The sequence below is a fragment of the Sandarakinorhabdus sp. genome (assembly GCF_031430775.1).
Lineage (GTDB): Bacteria > Pseudomonadota > Alphaproteobacteria > Sphingomonadales > Sphingomonadaceae > Sandarakinorhabdus.
Window position 1 is genome coordinate 15234 of sequence record NZ_JANPCD010000140.1, and the last position, 16188, is coordinate 31421.

The 16188-nt window shown below is 64.3% G+C and carries 19 protein-coding genes and 1 pseudogene; 11 read left to right on the top strand and 9 right to left on the bottom strand.

What is annotated here, in order from left to right; genetic code table 11:
- Nucleotides 1-16 precede the first annotated feature (16 nt).
- A complete protein-coding gene (gene tyrS, locus RMQ73_RS08720; protein WP_310497762.1) occupies nucleotides 17-1231 on the top strand; it encodes a tyrosine--tRNA ligase in 1215 nt (404 codons plus the stop codon).
- A gap of 20 nt (nucleotides 1232-1251) precedes the next feature.
- Here tyrS and RMQ73_RS08725 read toward each other — a convergent pair.
- From RMQ73_RS08725 to RMQ73_RS08740, 4 genes and pseudogenes are all read right to left on the bottom strand, one after another.
- A pseudogene (locus RMQ73_RS08725) lies at nucleotides 1252-3258 on the bottom strand (acetyl-CoA carboxylase biotin carboxylase subunit).
- A 232-nt stretch (nucleotides 3259-3490) separates the two neighbouring features.
- Complete coding sequence (locus RMQ73_RS08730; RefSeq protein ID WP_310497763.1) at nucleotides 3491-3814, bottom strand: UrcA family protein; 324 nt, start codon at nucleotides 3812-3814, stop codon at nucleotides 3491-3493.
- A 145-nt stretch (nucleotides 3815-3959) separates the two neighbouring features.
- On the bottom strand, nucleotides 3960-4430 hold the full coding sequence (locus tag RMQ73_RS08735; protein ID WP_310497764.1) for a DUF2269 family protein: 471 nt from the start codon (nucleotides 4428-4430) through the stop codon (nucleotides 3960-3962).
- A 39-nt stretch (nucleotides 4431-4469) separates the two neighbouring features.
- On the bottom strand, nucleotides 4470-5438 hold the full coding sequence (locus RMQ73_RS08740; protein WP_310497765.1) for a protochlorophyllide reductase: 969 nt from the start codon (nucleotides 5436-5438) through the stop codon (nucleotides 4470-4472).
- Nucleotides 5439-5507: 69 nt separating this feature from the next.
- On the opposite strand from RMQ73_RS08740, the gene RMQ73_RS08745 reads away from it, so the two are divergent.
- From RMQ73_RS08745 to RMQ73_RS08760, 4 genes are all read left to right on the top strand, one after another.
- A complete protein-coding gene (locus RMQ73_RS08745; RefSeq protein ID WP_310497766.1) occupies nucleotides 5508-6638 on the top strand; it encodes an alanine racemase in 1131 nt (376 codons plus the stop codon).
- Nucleotides 6635-7513 (top strand): S-methyl-5'-thioadenosine phosphorylase, encoded by an 879-nt coding sequence (mtnP, locus tag RMQ73_RS08750; protein ID WP_310497767.1) that lies wholly within the window; start codon nucleotides 6635-6637, stop codon nucleotides 7511-7513. Before RMQ73_RS08745 ends, mtnP begins: the two co-directional genes overlap by 4 nt.
- Nucleotides 7513-8382, top strand: coding sequence for an alpha/beta hydrolase (locus RMQ73_RS08755; protein ID WP_310497769.1), 870 nt, complete (start codon nucleotides 7513-7515; stop codon nucleotides 8380-8382). The genes mtnP and RMQ73_RS08755 overlap by 1 nt, the downstream gene beginning before the upstream one ends.
- 105 nt (nucleotides 8383-8487) lie before the next feature.
- Nucleotides 8488-9666, top strand: a complete 1179-nt coding sequence (locus RMQ73_RS08760) for an acyl-CoA dehydrogenase (protein ID WP_310497784.1) — start codon at nucleotides 8488-8490, stop codon at nucleotides 9664-9666.
- Here RMQ73_RS08760 and RMQ73_RS08765 read toward each other — a convergent pair.
- Genes RMQ73_RS08765 through RMQ73_RS08775 form a run of 3 tightly spaced genes read right to left on the bottom strand, consistent with a single transcriptional unit; the run spans nucleotide 9663 to nucleotide 11444 of the window.
- Nucleotides 9663-10187 (bottom strand): LptA/OstA family protein, encoded by a 525-nt coding sequence (locus RMQ73_RS08765; RefSeq protein WP_310497771.1) that lies wholly within the window; start codon nucleotides 10185-10187, stop codon nucleotides 9663-9665. The genes RMQ73_RS08760 and RMQ73_RS08765 overlap by 4 nt on opposite strands.
- Entirely contained in the window at nucleotides 10184-10825 is a 642-nt protein-coding gene (gene lptC / locus RMQ73_RS08770; protein ID WP_310497772.1) for an LPS export ABC transporter periplasmic protein LptC, read from the bottom strand. Before lptC ends, RMQ73_RS08765 begins: the two co-directional genes overlap by 4 nt.
- Before the next feature lie 4 nt (nucleotides 10826-10829).
- Nucleotides 10830-11444 (bottom strand): ribonuclease D, encoded by a 615-nt coding sequence (locus RMQ73_RS08775; protein ID WP_310497773.1) that lies wholly within the window; start codon nucleotides 11442-11444, stop codon nucleotides 10830-10832.
- Nucleotides 11445-11638: 194 nt separating this feature from the next.
- Here RMQ73_RS08775 and RMQ73_RS08780 point away from each other — a divergent pair, with 194 nt between their 5' ends.
- Complete coding sequence (locus RMQ73_RS08780; protein ID WP_310497774.1) at nucleotides 11639-11890, top strand: hypothetical protein; 252 nt, start codon at nucleotides 11639-11641, stop codon at nucleotides 11888-11890.
- A 78-nt stretch (nucleotides 11891-11968) separates the two neighbouring features.
- Nucleotides 11969-12307 (top strand): ribose-phosphate pyrophosphokinase, encoded by a 339-nt coding sequence (locus tag RMQ73_RS08785; RefSeq protein WP_310497775.1) that lies wholly within the window; start codon nucleotides 11969-11971, stop codon nucleotides 12305-12307.
- Here the strand turns inward: RMQ73_RS08785 and radC are convergent.
- Nucleotides 12304-12984, bottom strand: coding sequence for a RadC family protein (radC, locus tag RMQ73_RS08790; RefSeq protein WP_310497776.1), 681 nt, complete (start codon nucleotides 12982-12984; stop codon nucleotides 12304-12306). The two genes, RMQ73_RS08785 and radC, sit on opposite strands and share 4 nt — an antisense overlap.
- A 140-nt stretch (nucleotides 12985-13124) precedes the next feature.
- Here radC and RMQ73_RS08795 point away from each other — a divergent pair, with 140 nt between their 5' ends.
- The gene (locus RMQ73_RS08795; RefSeq protein WP_310497777.1) at nucleotides 13125-13535 is read left to right on the top strand and encodes a hypothetical protein; all 411 of its coding nucleotides are present in this window, start codon (nucleotides 13125-13127) and stop codon (nucleotides 13533-13535) included.
- Nucleotides 13536-13554: 19 nt separating this feature from the next.
- Here RMQ73_RS08795 and map read toward each other — a convergent pair whose 3' ends face one another.
- Nucleotides 13555-14373 carry a type I methionyl aminopeptidase gene (gene map, locus RMQ73_RS08800; RefSeq protein ID WP_310497778.1) on the bottom strand — a complete coding sequence of 273 codons (819 nt, stop codon included), beginning with the start codon at nucleotides 14371-14373 and terminating at the stop codon, nucleotides 13555-13557.
- An 81-nt stretch (nucleotides 14374-14454) separates the two neighbouring features.
- Here map and RMQ73_RS08805 point away from each other — a divergent pair, with 81 nt between their 5' ends.
- The 3 genes from RMQ73_RS08805 to pyrF form a co-directional block, all read left to right on the top strand.
- Complete coding sequence (locus RMQ73_RS08805) at nucleotides 14455-15204, top strand: molybdopterin-binding protein (RefSeq protein ID WP_310497779.1); 750 nt, start codon at nucleotides 14455-14457, stop codon at nucleotides 15202-15204.
- 3 nt (nucleotides 15205-15207) lie between these two features.
- On the top strand, nucleotides 15208-15540 hold the full coding sequence (locus RMQ73_RS08810; RefSeq protein ID WP_310497780.1) for a hypothetical protein: 333 nt from the start codon (nucleotides 15208-15210) through the stop codon (nucleotides 15538-15540).
- Nucleotides 15541-15551: 11 nt separating this feature from the next.
- A partial coding sequence (gene pyrF, locus RMQ73_RS08815) for an orotidine-5'-phosphate decarboxylase (protein ID WP_310497782.1) occupies nucleotides 15552-16188 on the top strand: 637 nt, incomplete at its 3' end.

The window sequence follows — 16188 nt, forward strand, 5'->3', positions numbered from 1 at the left end:
CTAAACCGGCCCCGCCATGACCTACAAATCCGATTTCCTGACCACGCTTGATGCGCGCGGCTTCATCCACCAGGTCACCGATCCGGCCGCGCTCGATGCCGCTGCCGCCGGGCCGGTACCGATCACCGCCTATGTCGGCTTTGATTGCACGGCGCCGTCGCTGCACATCGGCAACCTTGTTTCGATCATGATGCTGCGCCACCTGCAACAAAGCGGTCACCGCCCCATCGTCGTGATGGGCGGCGGCACCACCAAGATCGGCGACCCTTCGGGCAAGGATGAAGCGCGTCAGTTGCTGGACGATGCCGCCATTGGCACCAACATGGCCAGCATCCGCCGCATTTTCGAACGGTTCCTGACCTTTGGCGACGGGCCGACGGACGCCATCATGGTCAACAATGACGATTGGCTGTCCAAACTGGCCTATGTGCCGTTTCTGCGCGATATCGGCCGGCATTTCTCGATCAACCGGATGTTGAGCTTTGATTCCGTCAAATTGCGGCTCGACCGCGACCAGCCGCTCAGCTTCATCGAATTCAACTACATGATTTTCCAAGCTTATGATTATCTGGAATTGAACCGCCGCTACACTTGCACGCTCCAGATGGGCGGCAGCGACCAATGGGGTAACATCGTCAATGGCACCGACCTGATCCGCCGCGTCGATTCCCGCGATGCATATGGCCTGACCACGCCGCTGATCACCCGCTCCGATGGCGCCAAGATGGGCAAGACCGCCAAGGGCGCGGTGTGGCTGCACGAGGACCAGCTGCCGCACTTCGATTACTGGCAATTCTGGCGCAACACCCATGACGCCGATGTGGGCAAGTTCCTGCGCCTGTTCACCGAACTGCCGCTGGCCGAAATCGCAAGGTTGGAGGCACTGCCCGGCGCCGAAATCAACCATGCAAAGGAAGTGCTGGCCACCGAAGCCACCGCGCTGTGCCGTGGGCGCGAGGCAGCGCAAGCTGCCGCTGAAACCGCCCGCTCCACTTTCGAAGGCGGCAGCGGCGAGGCCTTGCCCAGCTTTGCGGTCACCGCCCCCGTCACCATCCTCGACGCCCTGGTCGGTCTTGGTTTCGCTGCGTCAAAGGGCGAAGCCCGCCGCCTGGTAACCCAGGGCGGCGCCCGCATCGACGACGCCCCGGTGGTCGATGAAGCGGCGATTGTCGCGCCGGGCGCCAAAGTGTCGGCGGGGAAAAAACGACACGGGCTGATTGTGGCGGAATAAGTCCGGCCGCGTTCCTGATCCTAGGCGGCAAATTCCAGAATCACGGCATCGACCGCCAGCGAATCGCCAGGCTTGGCCAGTACCTTACCGACGACGCCGGATTTTTCGGCGCGCAGGATGTTTTCCATCTACATGGCTTCGACGGTCGCCAATTGCTGTCCCGCCTCCACCTTGTCACCTTCGGCAACAGCGATGCTGACCACCAGGCCGGGCATCGGGCACAGCAGATACTTGCTCATGTCGGGCGGCGTCTTGGCGATCATGTGCCGGGCCAGTTCGGCGGCGCGCGGCGTGAGCACGCGCACATTGTGCGTTGCCCCGCGCAGGCTGAGTTTCAGGAAACTGCCGGCCCGTTCTGCGGTTACTGTCACCGGCTCGCCGTTGATCTCGGCCTCGAACATCGGCTCGCCGATCCGCCATTGGCTGACCACCACAAGGTCGCGGTCCTCCAGCACCACATCATGGCTGCCGGCATCGCCTGCCACGCTGACCGGCCAGTGCGTGCCGTCCAGATCAACGACCCAGTCGGTGCCGAACACCGCGCCTTCATCGCCAAGCTGGCCATCGATCATCTGGGCGCGCTCGACACTGGTGGCATGCATGATCGCAGCGGCGGCAACCAGGGCATCGCGCGTCGCGTCGCTTGCCGGGGCGCCGTGGAAGCCGTCGGGATATTCCTCGGCGATGAAGCCGGTCGTGACATTGGCGCCTGCACAGAAACGCGGGTGCTGCATGATCGCCGACAGGAAGTCGATGTTATGGCTGATGCCGCGGATGAAATAGCGGTCGAGCGCGGCGGCATGCGCAGCGATGGCATCGGCGCGCGTTGGGCCATGGGTGATCAGCTTGGCAATCATCGGGTCGTAGAACATCGAGATTTCAGCGCCTTCGATGACGCCGGTATCGACGCGCACAGTGCGCCCTAGCCCGTCCGGCCCGGTTTCGGGGGGGCGGCAGCGCGACAACCGGCCGATCGAGGGCAGGAAGCCGCGATACGGGTCTTCGGCATAGACGCGCGTTTCGATGGCATGGCCGGTCAGCGTCACATCGGATTGCGTAAACGGCAGCGGCTGGCCCGCCGCGACCCGGATCATCAATTCGACTAGATCCAGCCCGGTGATGCATTCGGTCACCGGATGCTCGACCTGCAGCCGCGTGTTCATTTCCAGAAAATAGAAACTGCGGTCTGCGCCGGCGATGAATTCGACTGTGCCCGCAGAGAAATAGCCGACGTTGCGGGCTAGCGCGACGGCCTGCTCGCCCATGGCACGGCGCATTTCTGGCGTGACGAACGGGGAAGGGGCTTCCTCCACGACTTTCTGGTGGCGGCGCTGGATCGAACAGTCGCGCTCGCCCAGATAGACGATGTTGCCTTGCTGGTCGCCCATCACCTGGATTTCGATATGGCGCGGCTGTTCGACGAATTTTTCGATGAATACCCGGTCGTCGCCGAAACTGGCCAGCGCCTCGCGTTTCACGGACTCAAAGCCCTCGCGCACGTCGGCCTCGCTCCACGCCAGCCTCATGCCCTTGCCGCCGCCGCCGGCCGAAGCCTTCATCATCACCGGATAACCGATGCCGCCGGCGATCTCCACGGCGTGCTCGGTGCCGTCTATTTCCCCGACAAAGCCGGGCACGACGCTGACGCCTGCGGCCTTGGCACGGCGTTTCGATTCGATCTTGTCGCCCATGGCTGCGATGGCGCCGGTGGGCGGGCCTATGAAAGCAATGCCAGCCGCGCTCAATGCGTCAACAAAACTGGCGCGCTCGGACAGAAAGCCATAGCCGGGATGCACGGCTTCGGCGCCTGTCGCCTTGCAAGCCGCAATGATGGCATCGGCCAGCAGATACGATTGGGCAGCCGGCGGCGGTCCGATATGCACGGCCTCATCGGCCATTTCGACATGCAGGGCGCCGGCATCGGCATCGGAATATACCGCGACCGTCTGTATTCCCATGGCGCGTGCCGTTCGAATGACACGGCAGGCAATTTCGCCGCGATTGGCAACAAGGATCTTCTTGAACAAGGCGCTCGCTCCGCAGGGACGATGCGCTATTCCATAGCGCCGAAGGGGCCTTGTGCAACATATCCAATTTGCAGGCCGGCTTTTGCCGCATCCGCTTTGGGTCGGTCGTCGGCACGGGGCTGGCCCGAAAACACGAAACCCGTCTGCCACAAGTGTGTGGCCGACGGGTTGTGCGACAGTCCGCGAGCTGCTCCGCGGCTATCTGAATCGCGCGGGTCCGGGCGAAAACCTGTTACTTGGCGGCGATCTGCGTGCCGGCGCGGGCCACGGCTGCTTGCACCTGCGTATCCGCCATGCTGCGGGCTTGCGCCTTGCAGGCATCAAGCGCTGCCAGTTCGTCGCGGCTGAAAAACACGGGTTGGCCGCACAGGCGGACAAGGGCGGCATCGAGCCGGCGGTCGAGCATGCGCTTGCCATCGGAAGTGCCCAGCGCCAGATCGGCGGTCTGCACATTCACGGCCCAAGTCGAATGCCCACGTTCCTGCGCAAAGACCGGTGTCGCAATCAGGACGACGGCGAGGCTGGCGGCAGCAATGGCTGTGCGGACGATGAACATGGTCTAACTCCCTGCAAAGGCCCGGCACGTCCGCTCCCCGAACGGCCCGACGCAATCTCCAATGAAGGGAGGATGCGCGCTTTGTCACGGCTCTGCAAGAAAAATGTCACATCACTGTCATCAAATTGTCTTTGAGATGAAACATTCAGCCCGGCTGCACGATCATCAGGCCAAGCGTCGCCAGCAGCGGCAGCGTCGAAAGCAAGCCCCAGAACAACCAACGCTTTGACAGATGGCGATAATCCGCCCCGACGATTCCACCGCCAGCAAAAATTCGCGCTGCTTTGGCCTGGCGGATCTGGATCGGTACAATGATGCCCAGCCACACCGCGCCGGCGCCGCCGAACAGAATCTGGCTCCACAACAGCCAGCCTTGCGTAAGGTCATATCCGCCTTCGACAGCAAGGCCATAGCCGCCGGCCATGGTCAGTGCGGCGCCCCAGACCGTCATCGCCCAATCGGTGTAGGTCACCAGCTTCTGGGCAAAACCCAGCACTTCAGGCCGGCCGTCACGATCTGCGAAAAACTTCCATATCGCCGTCACGGTGATGTTGCCCATCAACATCACGACACCGGTGATGTGCAGGAACTTCCAGACAGCGTAACTTGCGACCATGGCGTTACGTTAGGCGGACAGACCGCGCTAGCAAAGGCCTCAGACGCCGACCATTTTCGCGGTGAGCGCCCACAGCCGTTCGTTGCGCGGCTCGTTGGTGCCGCGCGCCGACAGCGGCTGGCTGAAGGGTTGCCGTCCTTCCTTCTGGCGGTTGCCCCAGCTCCAGTGCACGCCGGACAGCGATGCAAACGCCGGCTCGGCAATGACCTGCGCCGTGCGATCGCCGGCCAACGGCTGGCTGACATAGCCCTTGGTGATGTTCTTCTGGAACCAGGGGAAAATCCGCTGGAACGCGCGCGGCGCATGGCGGAACAGCGGCGTATCGGCAACGCAGCCGGGGTAAAGCGTGTTGAACACGATCCCGGTGTCGTCATGGAAGCGTTTGTGCAGTTCCCGGCTCATGATCATGCAGGCCAGCTTGGAATCCTTATAGGCCTTGCCCGGCTTGAACGGCTGGCCGTCGATCATCGCCACTGGAGCCTGAAAGCCGGCTTCCAGCCCGGCCAGATCACCCAGATCGGCTGGCGCCGGGATCGGCACCTTGCCGCCGAATTCCTCCGAATTGGCGGTGACGGTGCCCAGAGTGATCAGCCGCGCCGGTGCGCCGGGCCGGCTGGTTCTCTTCAGGTCGTCCATCAGCAGATGCGCCAGCAGGAAATGGCCGAAATAGTTGGTGGCAACGCTGATTTCATGGCCTTCCGGGCTGCGCATCGGCGATTCAAGTCGGGGCAGATAGACAGCGGCATTGAGCAGCAGCGCATCCAGCGGCCGGCCCAGTGCATGGAACGCATCGGCAAAGGCGCGCACACTGGCCTGGACGCCCAGATCGATGTGCAAAAGCGTGCGTGCATCGGCCGGAATGCCGACGCCGGCGGCGGCTGCCTCGGCCTTGGCGAGGTCGCGGCATGCCATCACGACATGCCAGCCGCGCTCCGCCAATGCCTTGGCGGTCCATAGCCCGACGCCCGATGAGGCGCCGGTGATGATGCAGGTCTTGGGCGTTGACATTGCAGGTCCGTAATCTTGTTTCCGACAGAGGCTTTTGACTTGGGCGGCGGCGGGAGGCAAGACATTCCGGTGCAACCTCTTGACGCCTTCCTTGCCAGGGTTCGCCCGCAGCAGACGCCCGTGCTGGTGGTGCGCCGCGCCGCGCTGATGGCCAATCTGGCCGCCATGCAAGCGGCCTGTGATGCCGGCGGCGTTCGGCTTCGTGCGCACGGCAAGATGCACAAGTGTTCGGCGTTGGCGCGGTTGCAGGTCGCGGGCGGGGCCGTGGGCCTGTGCTGCCAGACGGTAGGAGAGGCCGAGGTTTATGGCGCCGCCGGCATCGCCGATTTGCTGGTGACCGCGCCGGTTCCGCCCTGGGGCTGGAGACGCCTGGCGGCGCTTGCCGGTGCATCGCGGGTGTCGGCGGTGGTCGATTCTGAGGCGCAATTGGCTTTGGCATCGGCGGCCGCCGTGGCTGCCGGGAACACGATGGGCATTCATATCGACGTTGATCCCGGCATGATGCGCGCTGGCGTGCCGCCTGCTGAGGTCGGACCGTTGATGGCACTGGCGCTGGCGCTTCCCGGTTTGCGGGTTGACGGCATCCAGGCCTATTGCGGCCATCACCAGCATCTGCCCGGCGGCATGGAACGCCGCACCGCGGCCCTGGCCTGGTCTGACCGGCTTGCGGCGCTGGTGGCCGAGCTTGGCGCAGCCGGCATGGCGCCGCGACAGGTCACCGGCGGCGGTACCGGCACCTTTGCCATCGATATTGCCAGCGGTGTCTACACCGAGCTTCAGGCCGGTTCGTATGCGCTGATGGACGTGGAATATGCCGATTGTGGCGGGCCGGACGGTCACTGGCCGTTCCGGCCGGCGTTGTTCGTTGCCGCCAGCATCGTCTCGGCCCGTCATGCCAGCCACAATGTCTGCGATGCAGGGCTGAAGGCGTTCCACACAAATGGTCCCTCGCCGCGCGTCATCGTGCCGGACGGTTCGACATGGCGGTCGATGGGCGATGAGCATGGCGCGATCATGCCGCCGGGCGACAGCACCGAAGGCGCGCTGGTCTGGTTGCAACCCGGCCATGTCGATCCGACGGTGGCGCTCCACGACGCGATGCTGGTTGCGGGCGAGGATGGCACGCTTGAACGCTGGGCAATCGATGCCCGCCGGTTCACCCCGCCGATAATGGTACAGCCGGGACGGGAGCAACGATGACCGGCTGGCGGATCGGCATCATCGGCGGTTCGGGGCTCTATGCCATCGACGGGCTGGAAAATCCGGTCTGGCAGTCCGTGACCAGCCCCTGGGGGCAGCCGTCGGATGCTGTTCTGACGGGGCAGCTTTTCGGGGTGGATGTCGCCTTTTTGCCGCGCCACGGACGCGGGCATGTGGTCCCGCCGCACCGCCTCAATGTGCGGGCCAATATTGATGTGCTGAAACGGCTGGGCTGCACCGATGTGCTGGCGGTGTCGGCGGTCGGCTCGTTGAATGCCGCGATGGCGCCCGGTGATTTTGCCATCGTCGGTCAGTTCATCGACCGCACCCGTGCCCGGCCGGCGACATTTTTTGAAACCGGCATGGTGGCGCACGTGCCGATGGCCGATCCGGTTTGCCCGCGCCTGTCGGCTCTGGCCGCAGATGCCGCCCGCGCGGCCGGCGTGCGGCTGCATGGCCCGGCCACCTATCTGGCCATGGAGGGGCCGCAATTTTCCACCCGCGCCGAAAGCCGCCTGTATCAATCCTGGGGCTGTGACGTCATCGGCATGACGGCAATGCCCGAGGCCAAATTGGCCCGCGAGGCCGAACTTCCCTATGCGCTGCTGGCGATGATCACCGATTTCGACTGCTGGCATGATGGCGGCGATGTCGATGTGGCGCAGATCATGCAGGTCATGCATGCCAATGCTGCGCTCGCCCGGGCCGCCATTGCCGCGCTGTGTCAAAATCTGCCGGCGCAGCGCCCCGCGTCTCCCATCGACACGGTGCTCGACATGGCGCTGATTACCGATCCGACGCGCTTTGGCGCCGACATGTTGATGCAAAATGCCGCAATCCTCGCGCGGCGCCTCGGACCTGCTAATGGCAACTGATGCAACGCACCCGGATTGAAACTGCCGTCGGCACGATGTCTGCTCTGGTCTGGGACGAGGCCGGGCCCGATGCGCTCAACCTGCATTTTGCCCATGCGACAGGCATGAATGCCCAGTTGTATGCCCGGTTGCTGGCGCCGCTGGCCGGGCAGTTTCGCATCATCGCCAGCGATGCGCGCGGCCATGGCCATTCACCCTTGCCGGCCGACCCGGCGCTGCTGACCAGTTGGGATGATTTTGCCGATGATCTCGACCATCTGCTGACGGCGCTGGACCGGGGCGCTTCCGGGGGCCGTCCCTGGTTGATGGCCGGCCATTCCATGGGGGCGGCGGTGTCCTTGCTGGCGGCGGCGCGGCGGCCATCGCAGATTGCTGGCCTTGTGCTGGCAGACCCCGCGATGCTGCCGTTCGATGTCGCCGCGCAGGTGCGCGCCGGCGCCGTCATTCCCAACCCGATGGCAGATCAGGCGGTCCGGCGGCGGGGCATGTTCTCCAGCCGGGCCGACGCACGCGCCGCCTATGCCGGACGCGGCGTGTTCGCGCGGTGGACGGACGAGGATCTTGATGCCTATCTGGATGGCGGCATGATCGACACCGCCGATGGCGCGGCGCTGGCCTGCACGCCCGCCTTTGAATCAGCGACGTTTCGTGCCGTCAGCCCGCATGTCGAATCGGCGCTGGCCGCCGTTGCCGCGCCGCTGGCGCTACTGGCCGGCGAGCATGGCTCGACTGTGCGCGACGCCGAACTGGCGGTGTTTGCCGCCCACCCCCATTGCCGCATGGCGCACCGCCTTCCCGGCACCAGTCATTTCCTCCCCCTCGAAGAGCCGGACGCGGTGCGCGCCGCCATCATCGCTGTCGGGGGGTGACGAAAGCATCGCGGGCGCGTATCGCAGCACAATAGTTTTTGCCGTGCAGGAATCTCCGCAATGAACGTCCATTCCCCCGTCAACGCTGATGACGACACCCAGCATATGGCCCCCAAATGGGCCCGCGTGGATTGGCAGGACCCGCTGCTGCTGTCGGCGCAGTTGTCCGACGAGGAACGGCTGATCCGCGACAGCGCCCGCGCCTTTTGCGATGCTGAACTGATGCCGGTGGTCAAGGAAGCCAATCGCCACGAGAAATTCGATCCGGCGCTGATGCGGAAATTCGGCGAAGCCGGCCTGCTTGGTCCGACCATCGAAGGCTATGGCTGTGCCGGCACCTCCTATGTCGCCTATGGCTTGATTGCGCGCGAAGTGGAGCGGGTCGATTCGGCCTATCGTTCGGCGATGAGCGTGCAGTCGAGCCTCGTGATGTACCCGATCTGGGCCTATGGCTCCGAGGCGCAGCGCCGCAAATATCTGCCCGGTCTCGCATCGGGTGAACTCGTTGGCTGCTTTGGCTTGACCGAGCCTGATGCCGGCTCCGACCCGTCATCGATGAAAACCCGCGCCAAGGCCGTGCCCGGCGGCTGGGTGCTGAACGGTGCCAAGATGTGGATCACCAATTCGCCGCTGGCCGATGTCGCGGTGATCTGGGCCAAGTGCGAGGATGACAAGATCCGCGGCTTTGTCGTCGAACGCGGCGATGCCGGATTTTCGACACCCAAGATCGAAGGCAAATTCTCGCTGCGTGCCGGTGTCACCGGTGAGATCGTGCTGGCTGATGTGCATCTGCCCGAAGACCGCATCCTGCGCGGTGTCAAGGGACTGGCGGGCCCGTTCGGCTGCCTCAACAATGCGCGCTATGGTATCGGCTGGGGCGCGATGGGTGCGGCGGAGTTCTGCTGGCACGCCGCCCGGCTATACACGCTCGATCGCCACCAGTTCGGCCGGCCGCTGGCCGCCACGCAGCTCGTGCAGAAAAAGCTCGCCGACATGCAGACGGAAATCACGCTGGGCCTGTGCGCGGCGCTGGCGGCGGGCCGACTGATGGACCAGCACCTTCTGGCGCCCGAGGCGATTTCGCTGCTCAAGCGCAACAATTGCGGCAAGGCGCTGGCGATTGCGCGCGAAGCGCGTGACATGCACGGCGGCAACGGTATTTCCGACGAATATGGCGTCATCCGCCACGTCATGAACCTCGAGGCCGTCAACACCTATGAAGGCACGCACGACGTCCATGCGCTTATTCTGGGGCGCGCCCAGACCGGTATCGCTGCTTTTTAGGGCTTTTTCGGAGGCACCACAAAGCGGCCGGTGACGCGGCCGCCGCTGGCCTGCCCCGGCGCGCGGGCATCAAAGCTGGTCATGCCGGTGACAAGGTTGAGCACCAGCCGCTGGCCGCGCGCGATATTGCCGCCGCCACGGTCTAGCAGCACGTCGCCGGTGAGCGTGATCAGCCGTGATGCGACATCATAGGTGCCATTCGTCCCGCTGGCCTTTTCGCTCGGTGATTCCACCCGGACATTGCCGCGCGCATCCAGCCGCTGCATGGCAGTATTGGCGCCTTCCTGTGCATACAACACCCGCACCCGGTCGGCGAACAGCGTCAGCCGGCCCTGGCGGATGACCACGGCGCCGGACAGCACTGCCTGCTTGGCAGTGTCCTGAACTTCGATGCGGGCAGCATCGAAATCGATTGGCTGATCGGTGTCCAGCCCGGCCAGCGCCGATTTCTGGGCCGAGGCGGGCACCACAACAGATGCTGACAAAAGCATCACGGCAATAATGGCGCTGGAAAATTTCATCGCCGGCCTCTGCCCTTGCGGCCCCAGATTCGCAAGTGGACATGGCCCTCGAGCACCAATGTACGGCCATCGAGGTCGCCGGACAGCTTGTCAGAACGGAAACTGCCCATCGGCAGCGTGCCGCTGACTTTTTGCGTGGTGTTGATGCGCCGCTCGCCCAGATCGACGCTTATATCGTTCGAATCGAGGCTGTAGCCGCTCTTTGACGTCATCTTGACGGGACCGCCGACCAGCAATTTGTCACTGTCCAGGAAATAACGCCCCGTCGGTGCCGTCAGCATCGCCGGGCCATCCTTGCCCGTCAACGACGCCGCAAGCCCGCGCATCTCGACTTGGCGTACCGAACTGGAACGCTGCACGGCGCCATCGGCAGTGATGACAAACGGCTCGCCGCGCGCGGTTTCGCCGCTGTAGCGCGCCCGGTCGACACGCAACCGCTCGCCGGCCTTCATGACCGCGTCCTTGGCGAGCAGAAAGCTGAACTCCTGCGCCTTCAGCAGCGGCCAGATCAAAATGGTCAACGTCATGGCCGCCGCCAGCAGCGGCAGCAGCCATTTCAGCAATATCATGCGGCCGTCATGCGCGCTGCCGGGCAGCGAAGCCTGCTGGCGCAAGGACAAGACGGCGGGCAGGGGCATCTTGTCAGAGATGCGCGAAGATATCGGTTTCCGGCCAGCCGGCCAGATCAAGCTCGCACCGGGTCGGCAGGAAGTCGAAACAGGCCTGCGCCATGTGTGTGCGGCCTTCGCGGGCCAGCCGCTGTGCCAGCACGTCGTGCGCCCGGTGCAGATAACGCACATCGGACGCAGCATATTCCTTTTGCGCTTCGGTCAGCTCAGGGGCGCCCCAGTCCGAGCTTTGCTGCTGCTTGGAGATATCGACGCCGATGGTTTCGCGCAGCACGTCCTTGAGGCCATGGCGGTCGGTGTAGGTGCGGATCAGCTTGGACGCGATCTTGGTGCAGAACACCGGAGTCGCCCAGATGCCCAGAAACTGGTGGATCACCGCCACGTCAAATCGCGCAAAATGCATCAGCTTCAACCGCGCGGGGTCGGCGAGCACGGCCTTGAGATTGGGCGCATCGTAAACGCCGCGCGAAAAGCGCACGAGGTGTTCGTCGCCGTGTCCATCGGAGATCTGTACCAGGCAAAGCCGGTCGCGGTGCGGATTGAGGCCCATCGTCTCGCTGTCCACCGCCACGGGTCCGGGGGCAAAGACGTCGCCGGGCAGATCGCCCTCATGCAGGAATACAGTCATGACGCGGCGTTAGCAGGCGCCGGCCATCCTGTCATCTTCTGCCCCATCATCCGGCAGCCAGGGCGCCAACAGGTGTCAGCCGCCGCGCTGCGGCGTCCGCCCATCGTGTCGGAGCACAATTGTAACAAAAGCTTCACCCATTGCTGTGCAACTGGCCGGGCAACAGGGGGCACCTGAAGCATTGGAGTAAGTCTATGCGTATCCTGCCCCTCGTGATTGCCCCCGCAACGATTTTGATGGCAACCATGGTCACGGCCCAGCCAGCGCCGGTTTCGCCGCCGTCGGCACCTGTCGTCACCGATACGATGCCATCGAACACCATGGCCCCGCAGCCACCGGCCGAACCGGCCACGGCCAACCAGAGCCATGGCAAACCGCCGGCAGAACACGGCCAGCACGATCAGAAGAAAAAGGCCGACAAGCCTGAAGTCCCCCCCAAGGCTTGAGAGGCTTGAGCCATTCCGGGGCAGCGGTCATTGCCGCTGCCCCTTTTCCTTGCCCGATGGCCATGCTTCACTGCCGCAATGCCATCCCCCGATGATCTTCCTGAAATCCGCGAGATCCTGATTGCCGCTGCCCGCGCCGGCCAGCCGCTGAGCTATTCCGAGATGCTGCTGGCGCTGGGCGAGCGATTCACCCGCCCCAAAATGCGCGTGCTGTGCCGCCTGCTCGACCATATCGACCGCGAAGGCGCGGGCAACGGCGAGCCGGAACTGGCCGTATTGGTGGTGCGCGAAAGCGATCGTCTACCGGGCCAGGGCTGGTGGGTCGGCCGCAGCGATGCGCCAACTGAATGGACCGGACCGGCCGCCCGAGCTTTCGTAGAGGAATTGCAGGGCAGGGCCTTTGCGTATTGGGTCTAGATCAGCCCTTGCGCCTTCATCGACACATGGCCGCCGATGCCGATGATGACATGGTCGTGCACGCTCAGCCCGAGATGCCGACCGGCATCGATCACCGCGCGGGTCATCTGGATGTCGTCACGGCTGGGGCTCGGGTCGCCCGATGGGTGGTTGTGGACCAGGATCATGCCGGCGGCACCCAGATCGAGCGCGCGCTTGATGATCTCGCGCGGATACACCGGTGCTGCATTGACCGTGCCTTCACCCATCAGCTCGTCGCGGATCATAACATTGCGATTGTTGAGGAAAATCACGCGGAACTGCTCGGTGGTGCGGTGTGCCAGCGCTGCATGCAGATAGTCCGTCAGCGCCTGCCAGCCCGACAGAACGGGTCGGTCGAGCGCCTTGGTCCTGAGCGAGCGCAGCATCACCGCCTCCACGAACTTGATCGCCGCCGCTGCACCGTCGCCAAGACCGTCGATACGCTGCAAGGCTTCGGGGGAGGCGGCAATCAACGCCGCCAACGTGCCGAACTCGTCCAGCAACTGCTTGGCCAATGGCTTGGTATCTCGGCGCGGAATCGCCAGCGCCAGCAGATATTCCAGCAACTCGTAATCATGAAAGCCGTCACCGCCGCCGGCCAGCAGCCGCGCGCGCAGCCGTTCCCGGTGTCCGGAGCTTGTCTTTTCATCAGTCATCAAGACTGATTGCCGTGACACGCAAATACAATCAATCGAAGTGTTGCACAGGCCATTCAAAATCTGTGTGAACGGTATTGCCGCCCAAATATCTTTGCCATACGCTAACGCCGAACCAGTTTGTTGATCGGACCCCCGTCATGCCTTTGACATTCGCGCTCAAGTGGAATTTTGACTACAAGTCGCAAAAGCTTCATCAGGTCGGCGGTAAAGATTTCACGGCTGCCCATGCTATCGCACTCCTGCGAGTCGCACTTTTTCAGAAGAACTCCGAAGGCAAGCCGTTTTTTAATGGAACTGGCGCCCTCAAGGACGAAATCGACAGTGGCACGGCGCGGGTTATTTCCGGTCCGCACAAGACATCGGGTGGAGACACCAGGCAGCACATCACGGTGCATTGCGCGCGCGGCCATGTGACCTACCACGTCTACATCAGCAAAAATGGCAATTGTTCCGGCGTTTCCCAAGAGGCCGCGAACCCCACCAAGAAGCCGGGCCATGTCAACGATGACTGGAATGCGCCCGTCATCGCCGATTCTGCGGCGCTCTAGCGCCGCGTTCTTCCAAAAACTAGTACGGCGGCGCCGTCAGCCCGGTCGGCGAGGCCGTGAAAATCTCGTTGCCCGTATCGGTTATGCCGATGGAATGTTCGAACTGCGCCGACAGCGACCGGTCGCGCGTCACCGCCGTCCAGCCATCATCAAGCATCTTCACGCCATAACTGCCGGCGTTGATCATCGGTTCGATGGTGAAAAACATGCCGGGGCGGAGCACCACGCCGCGGCCGGGCTTGCCGACATGCACGACATTGGGTGCCTCATGGAAATTCAGTCCCAGCCCGTGCCCGCAGAAATCACGCACCACCGAATAACGGTGCTTTTCGGCATGGCTCTGGATGGCATGGCCGACATCGCCCAACGTGTTTCCGGGCCGCGCCATTTCGATGCCAAGCATCAGGCACTCATAGGTCACGTCGACCAGGCGCCGTGCCTTGAGCGGTACGTCGCCCACCAGGAACATGCGGCTGGTGTCGCCGTGCCACCCATCGACCACCACCGTCACATCGATGTTGACGATATCGCCGTCCTTCAGCTTCTTGGCCGAAGGAATGCCGTGGCACACCACCTGATTGACGCTGATGCACAGCGAATGGGAAAAACCGCGATAAAAGACCGTTGCCGAATGGGCGCCCTGCGCCTGCACGAAATCCCAGGCCATGCGGTCGAGATCCAGCGTCACCACATCGGGCTGCACATGCGGCGTCAGCATGTCCAGCACCCGCGCCGCCAGATTGCCGGCGCGGCGCATGCCTTCGAACGCAGCGGCGCCGTGCAGGCGCAGCGGCCCCTCATGAGCATCGTTCACGGTCTGGTACAGTGCGGTTGTCATGGCCGTGAAATAAGCGCGCCGGTGCCAAAAGTCCATGGCGCGGCCTTTGCGCCGGGCGCCCACCTGCGCTAGGGCAGGGGCATGAGTGACCGCATCTTCACCGCCGCCCTGCTGATCATCGGGGACGAGATCCTGTCGGGGCGCACGCAGGACGCCAATCTGGCCTATCTTGCCAAATGGCTGGGGGTGCAGGGCATCCGCCTCAAGGAAGTGCGGGTGGTATCCGACGATATGAACGCCATCGGCGCGGCCGTGAACGCATTGCGTGCCGCACATGATTATCTGTTCACCACCGGCGGCATCGGTCCCACGCATGACGACATCACTGTCGACGCCATTGCTGCAGCTCTGGGCGTTCCGGTGATCGTGCATCCCGATGCCCGCGCGATACTGGCGGCGCATTACGGCGACCAGTTGACCGATGCGCGGCTGCGGATGGCGCGGACGCCGCAAGGGGCCGACCTGATCGAGAACCCGCGCACCAAGGCGCCGGGCATCCGGGTCGGCAATGTCTTCATCATGGCCGGCGTGCCGATGATCACGCAAGGCATGCTCGCCGCGCTCGATGGCAAGCTTGAGGGCGGCGCGCCGGTGCTGTCACGCACGGTTGCCGCCTGGACGCAGGAAAGCCGCGCTGCCGCCACGCTGGCGGCTGTGGAAAAGGCGAATCCCGGCGCGCAGATCGGAAGCTATCCGTTTTGGCGCGAGGGGCGCACCGGCGCCAATTTCGTCATTCGCAGCGTTGATCCGGCCCAGCTGGAGGTAGTTGCCGGCGCCTTGCTGTCGGCGCTGACGGACCTGGGCCTCGATCCGGTGGACGGGGAACTCTAGGCCATGGCCGGACGCGTCATCCAATGGACCTTGCTGCTGGCGCTGCTGGGGCTTTTTGCAGCGATGGCGGCGGCAAACTGGGGGAGCGCACCGATCCTTTTTGTCTTGCCCAACGGCCAGACGGATGCGGTGCGCCTTCCGGTGTTGCTTGGCCTCGCATGGCTTGCCGGCTGGTTGCCGATGTTTCTGTGGCATGTGATTGTGCGTATCAGGCTGAGGCGCCGGCTGGCCCGGCTTGGCGACAATGGTACTGCGGCGACCTCGGAGCAGCCTTCGCGTGCCGGCGCAGCCCCGGCGATGTCCCAGCCGACCATCGTGCCTCCCGCCGGCGCCTGAGATACGCTGTCATGACCAATCCGATCTTTGTCGCCATCGACACGCCCCGGCTTGATGCCGCGCGTGCGCTGGCGCAGCGCGTCGCGCCGCATGTCGGCGGCATCAAGCTGGGTCTGGAGTTCTTCTGCGCCCATGGCCCGGCTGGCGTTGCCGCCGTGATGGATGGCCTGAACCTGCCGCTTTTCCTTGATCTCAAGCTGCACGACATTCCCAACACAGTCGCCGGGGCAGCAGCATCGCTGGCGCCGCTGGCGCCGTCGATTCTGACCGTGCATGCCGCTGGCGGCGCCGCCATGCTGGCCGCCGCGCGCGCCGCCTCGCTGCCGACAACACGGGTCGTGGCCGTGACCGTGCTGACCAGCCTTGATGATGATGACCTGGCGGCATGCGGCGTCGCGGGCGGCGCGGCGGCGCAGGTGCAGCGGCTCGCCGGCGTGGTGCGCGGCGCGGGACTTGCCGGCGTTGTCGCCTCGCCGCACGAAGCTGCCGGGCTGCGTGCTGCCTGGCCCGAAGCCTTGCTGGTCATTCCCGGCGTGCGGCCTGCGGGCAGCGAGGCCGGCGACCAGAAACGCATCATGACGCCGCGCGCCGCGCTGGATGCCGGCGCCAGCGTGCTGGTCATCGGTCGGCCCATCACCGGCGCCGATG

Bases quoted from the DNA above. Each gene is read 5' to 3' on its own strand.
- tyrS (WP_310497762.1), top strand. From the start codon at position 17: ATGACCTACAAATCCGATTTCCTGACCACGCTTGATGCGCGCGGCTTC.
- RMQ73_RS08730 (WP_310497763.1), bottom strand. From the start codon at position 3,814: ATGTTCATCGTCCGCACAGCCATTGCTGCCGCCAGCCTCGCCGTCGTC.
- RMQ73_RS08735 (WP_310497764.1), bottom strand. From the start codon at position 4,430: ATGGTCGCAAGTTACGCTGTCTGGAAGTTCCTGCACATCACCGGTGTC.
- RMQ73_RS08740 (WP_310497765.1), bottom strand. From the start codon at position 5,438: ATGTCAACGCCCAAGACCTGCATCATCACCGGCGCCTCATCGGGCGTC.
- mtnP (WP_310497767.1), top strand. From the start codon at position 6,635: ATGACCGGCTGGCGGATCGGCATCATCGGCGGTTCGGGGCTCTATGCC.
- RMQ73_RS08755 (WP_310497769.1), top strand. From the start codon at position 7,513: ATGCAACGCACCCGGATTGAAACTGCCGTCGGCACGATGTCTGCTCTG.
- RMQ73_RS08760 (WP_310497784.1), top strand. From the start codon at position 8,488: ATGGCCCCCAAATGGGCCCGCGTGGATTGGCAGGACCCGCTGCTGCTG.
- RMQ73_RS08765 (WP_310497771.1), bottom strand. From the start codon at position 10,187: ATGAAATTTTCCAGCGCCATTATTGCCGTGATGCTTTTGTCAGCATCT.
- lptC (WP_310497772.1), bottom strand. From the start codon at position 10,825: ATGCCCCTGCCCGCCGTCTTGTCCTTGCGCCAGCAGGCTTCGCTGCCC.
- RMQ73_RS08775 (WP_310497773.1), bottom strand. From the start codon at position 11,444: ATGACTGTATTCCTGCATGAGGGCGATCTGCCCGGCGACGTCTTTGCC.
- RMQ73_RS08780 (WP_310497774.1), top strand. From the start codon at position 11,639: ATGCGTATCCTGCCCCTCGTGATTGCCCCCGCAACGATTTTGATGGCA.
- RMQ73_RS08785 (WP_310497775.1), top strand. From the start codon at position 11,969: ATGCCATCCCCCGATGATCTTCCTGAAATCCGCGAGATCCTGATTGCC.
- radC (WP_310497776.1), bottom strand. From the start codon at position 12,984: ATGACTGATGAAAAGACAAGCTCCGGACACCGGGAACGGCTGCGCGCG.
- RMQ73_RS08795 (WP_310497777.1), top strand. From the start codon at position 13,125: ATGCCTTTGACATTCGCGCTCAAGTGGAATTTTGACTACAAGTCGCAA.
- map (WP_310497778.1), bottom strand. From the start codon at position 14,373: ATGACAACCGCACTGTACCAGACCGTGAACGATGCTCATGAGGGGCCG.
- RMQ73_RS08805 (WP_310497779.1), top strand. From the start codon at position 14,455: ATGAGTGACCGCATCTTCACCGCCGCCCTGCTGATCATCGGGGACGAG.
- RMQ73_RS08810 (WP_310497780.1), top strand. From the start codon at position 15,208: ATGGCCGGACGCGTCATCCAATGGACCTTGCTGCTGGCGCTGCTGGGG.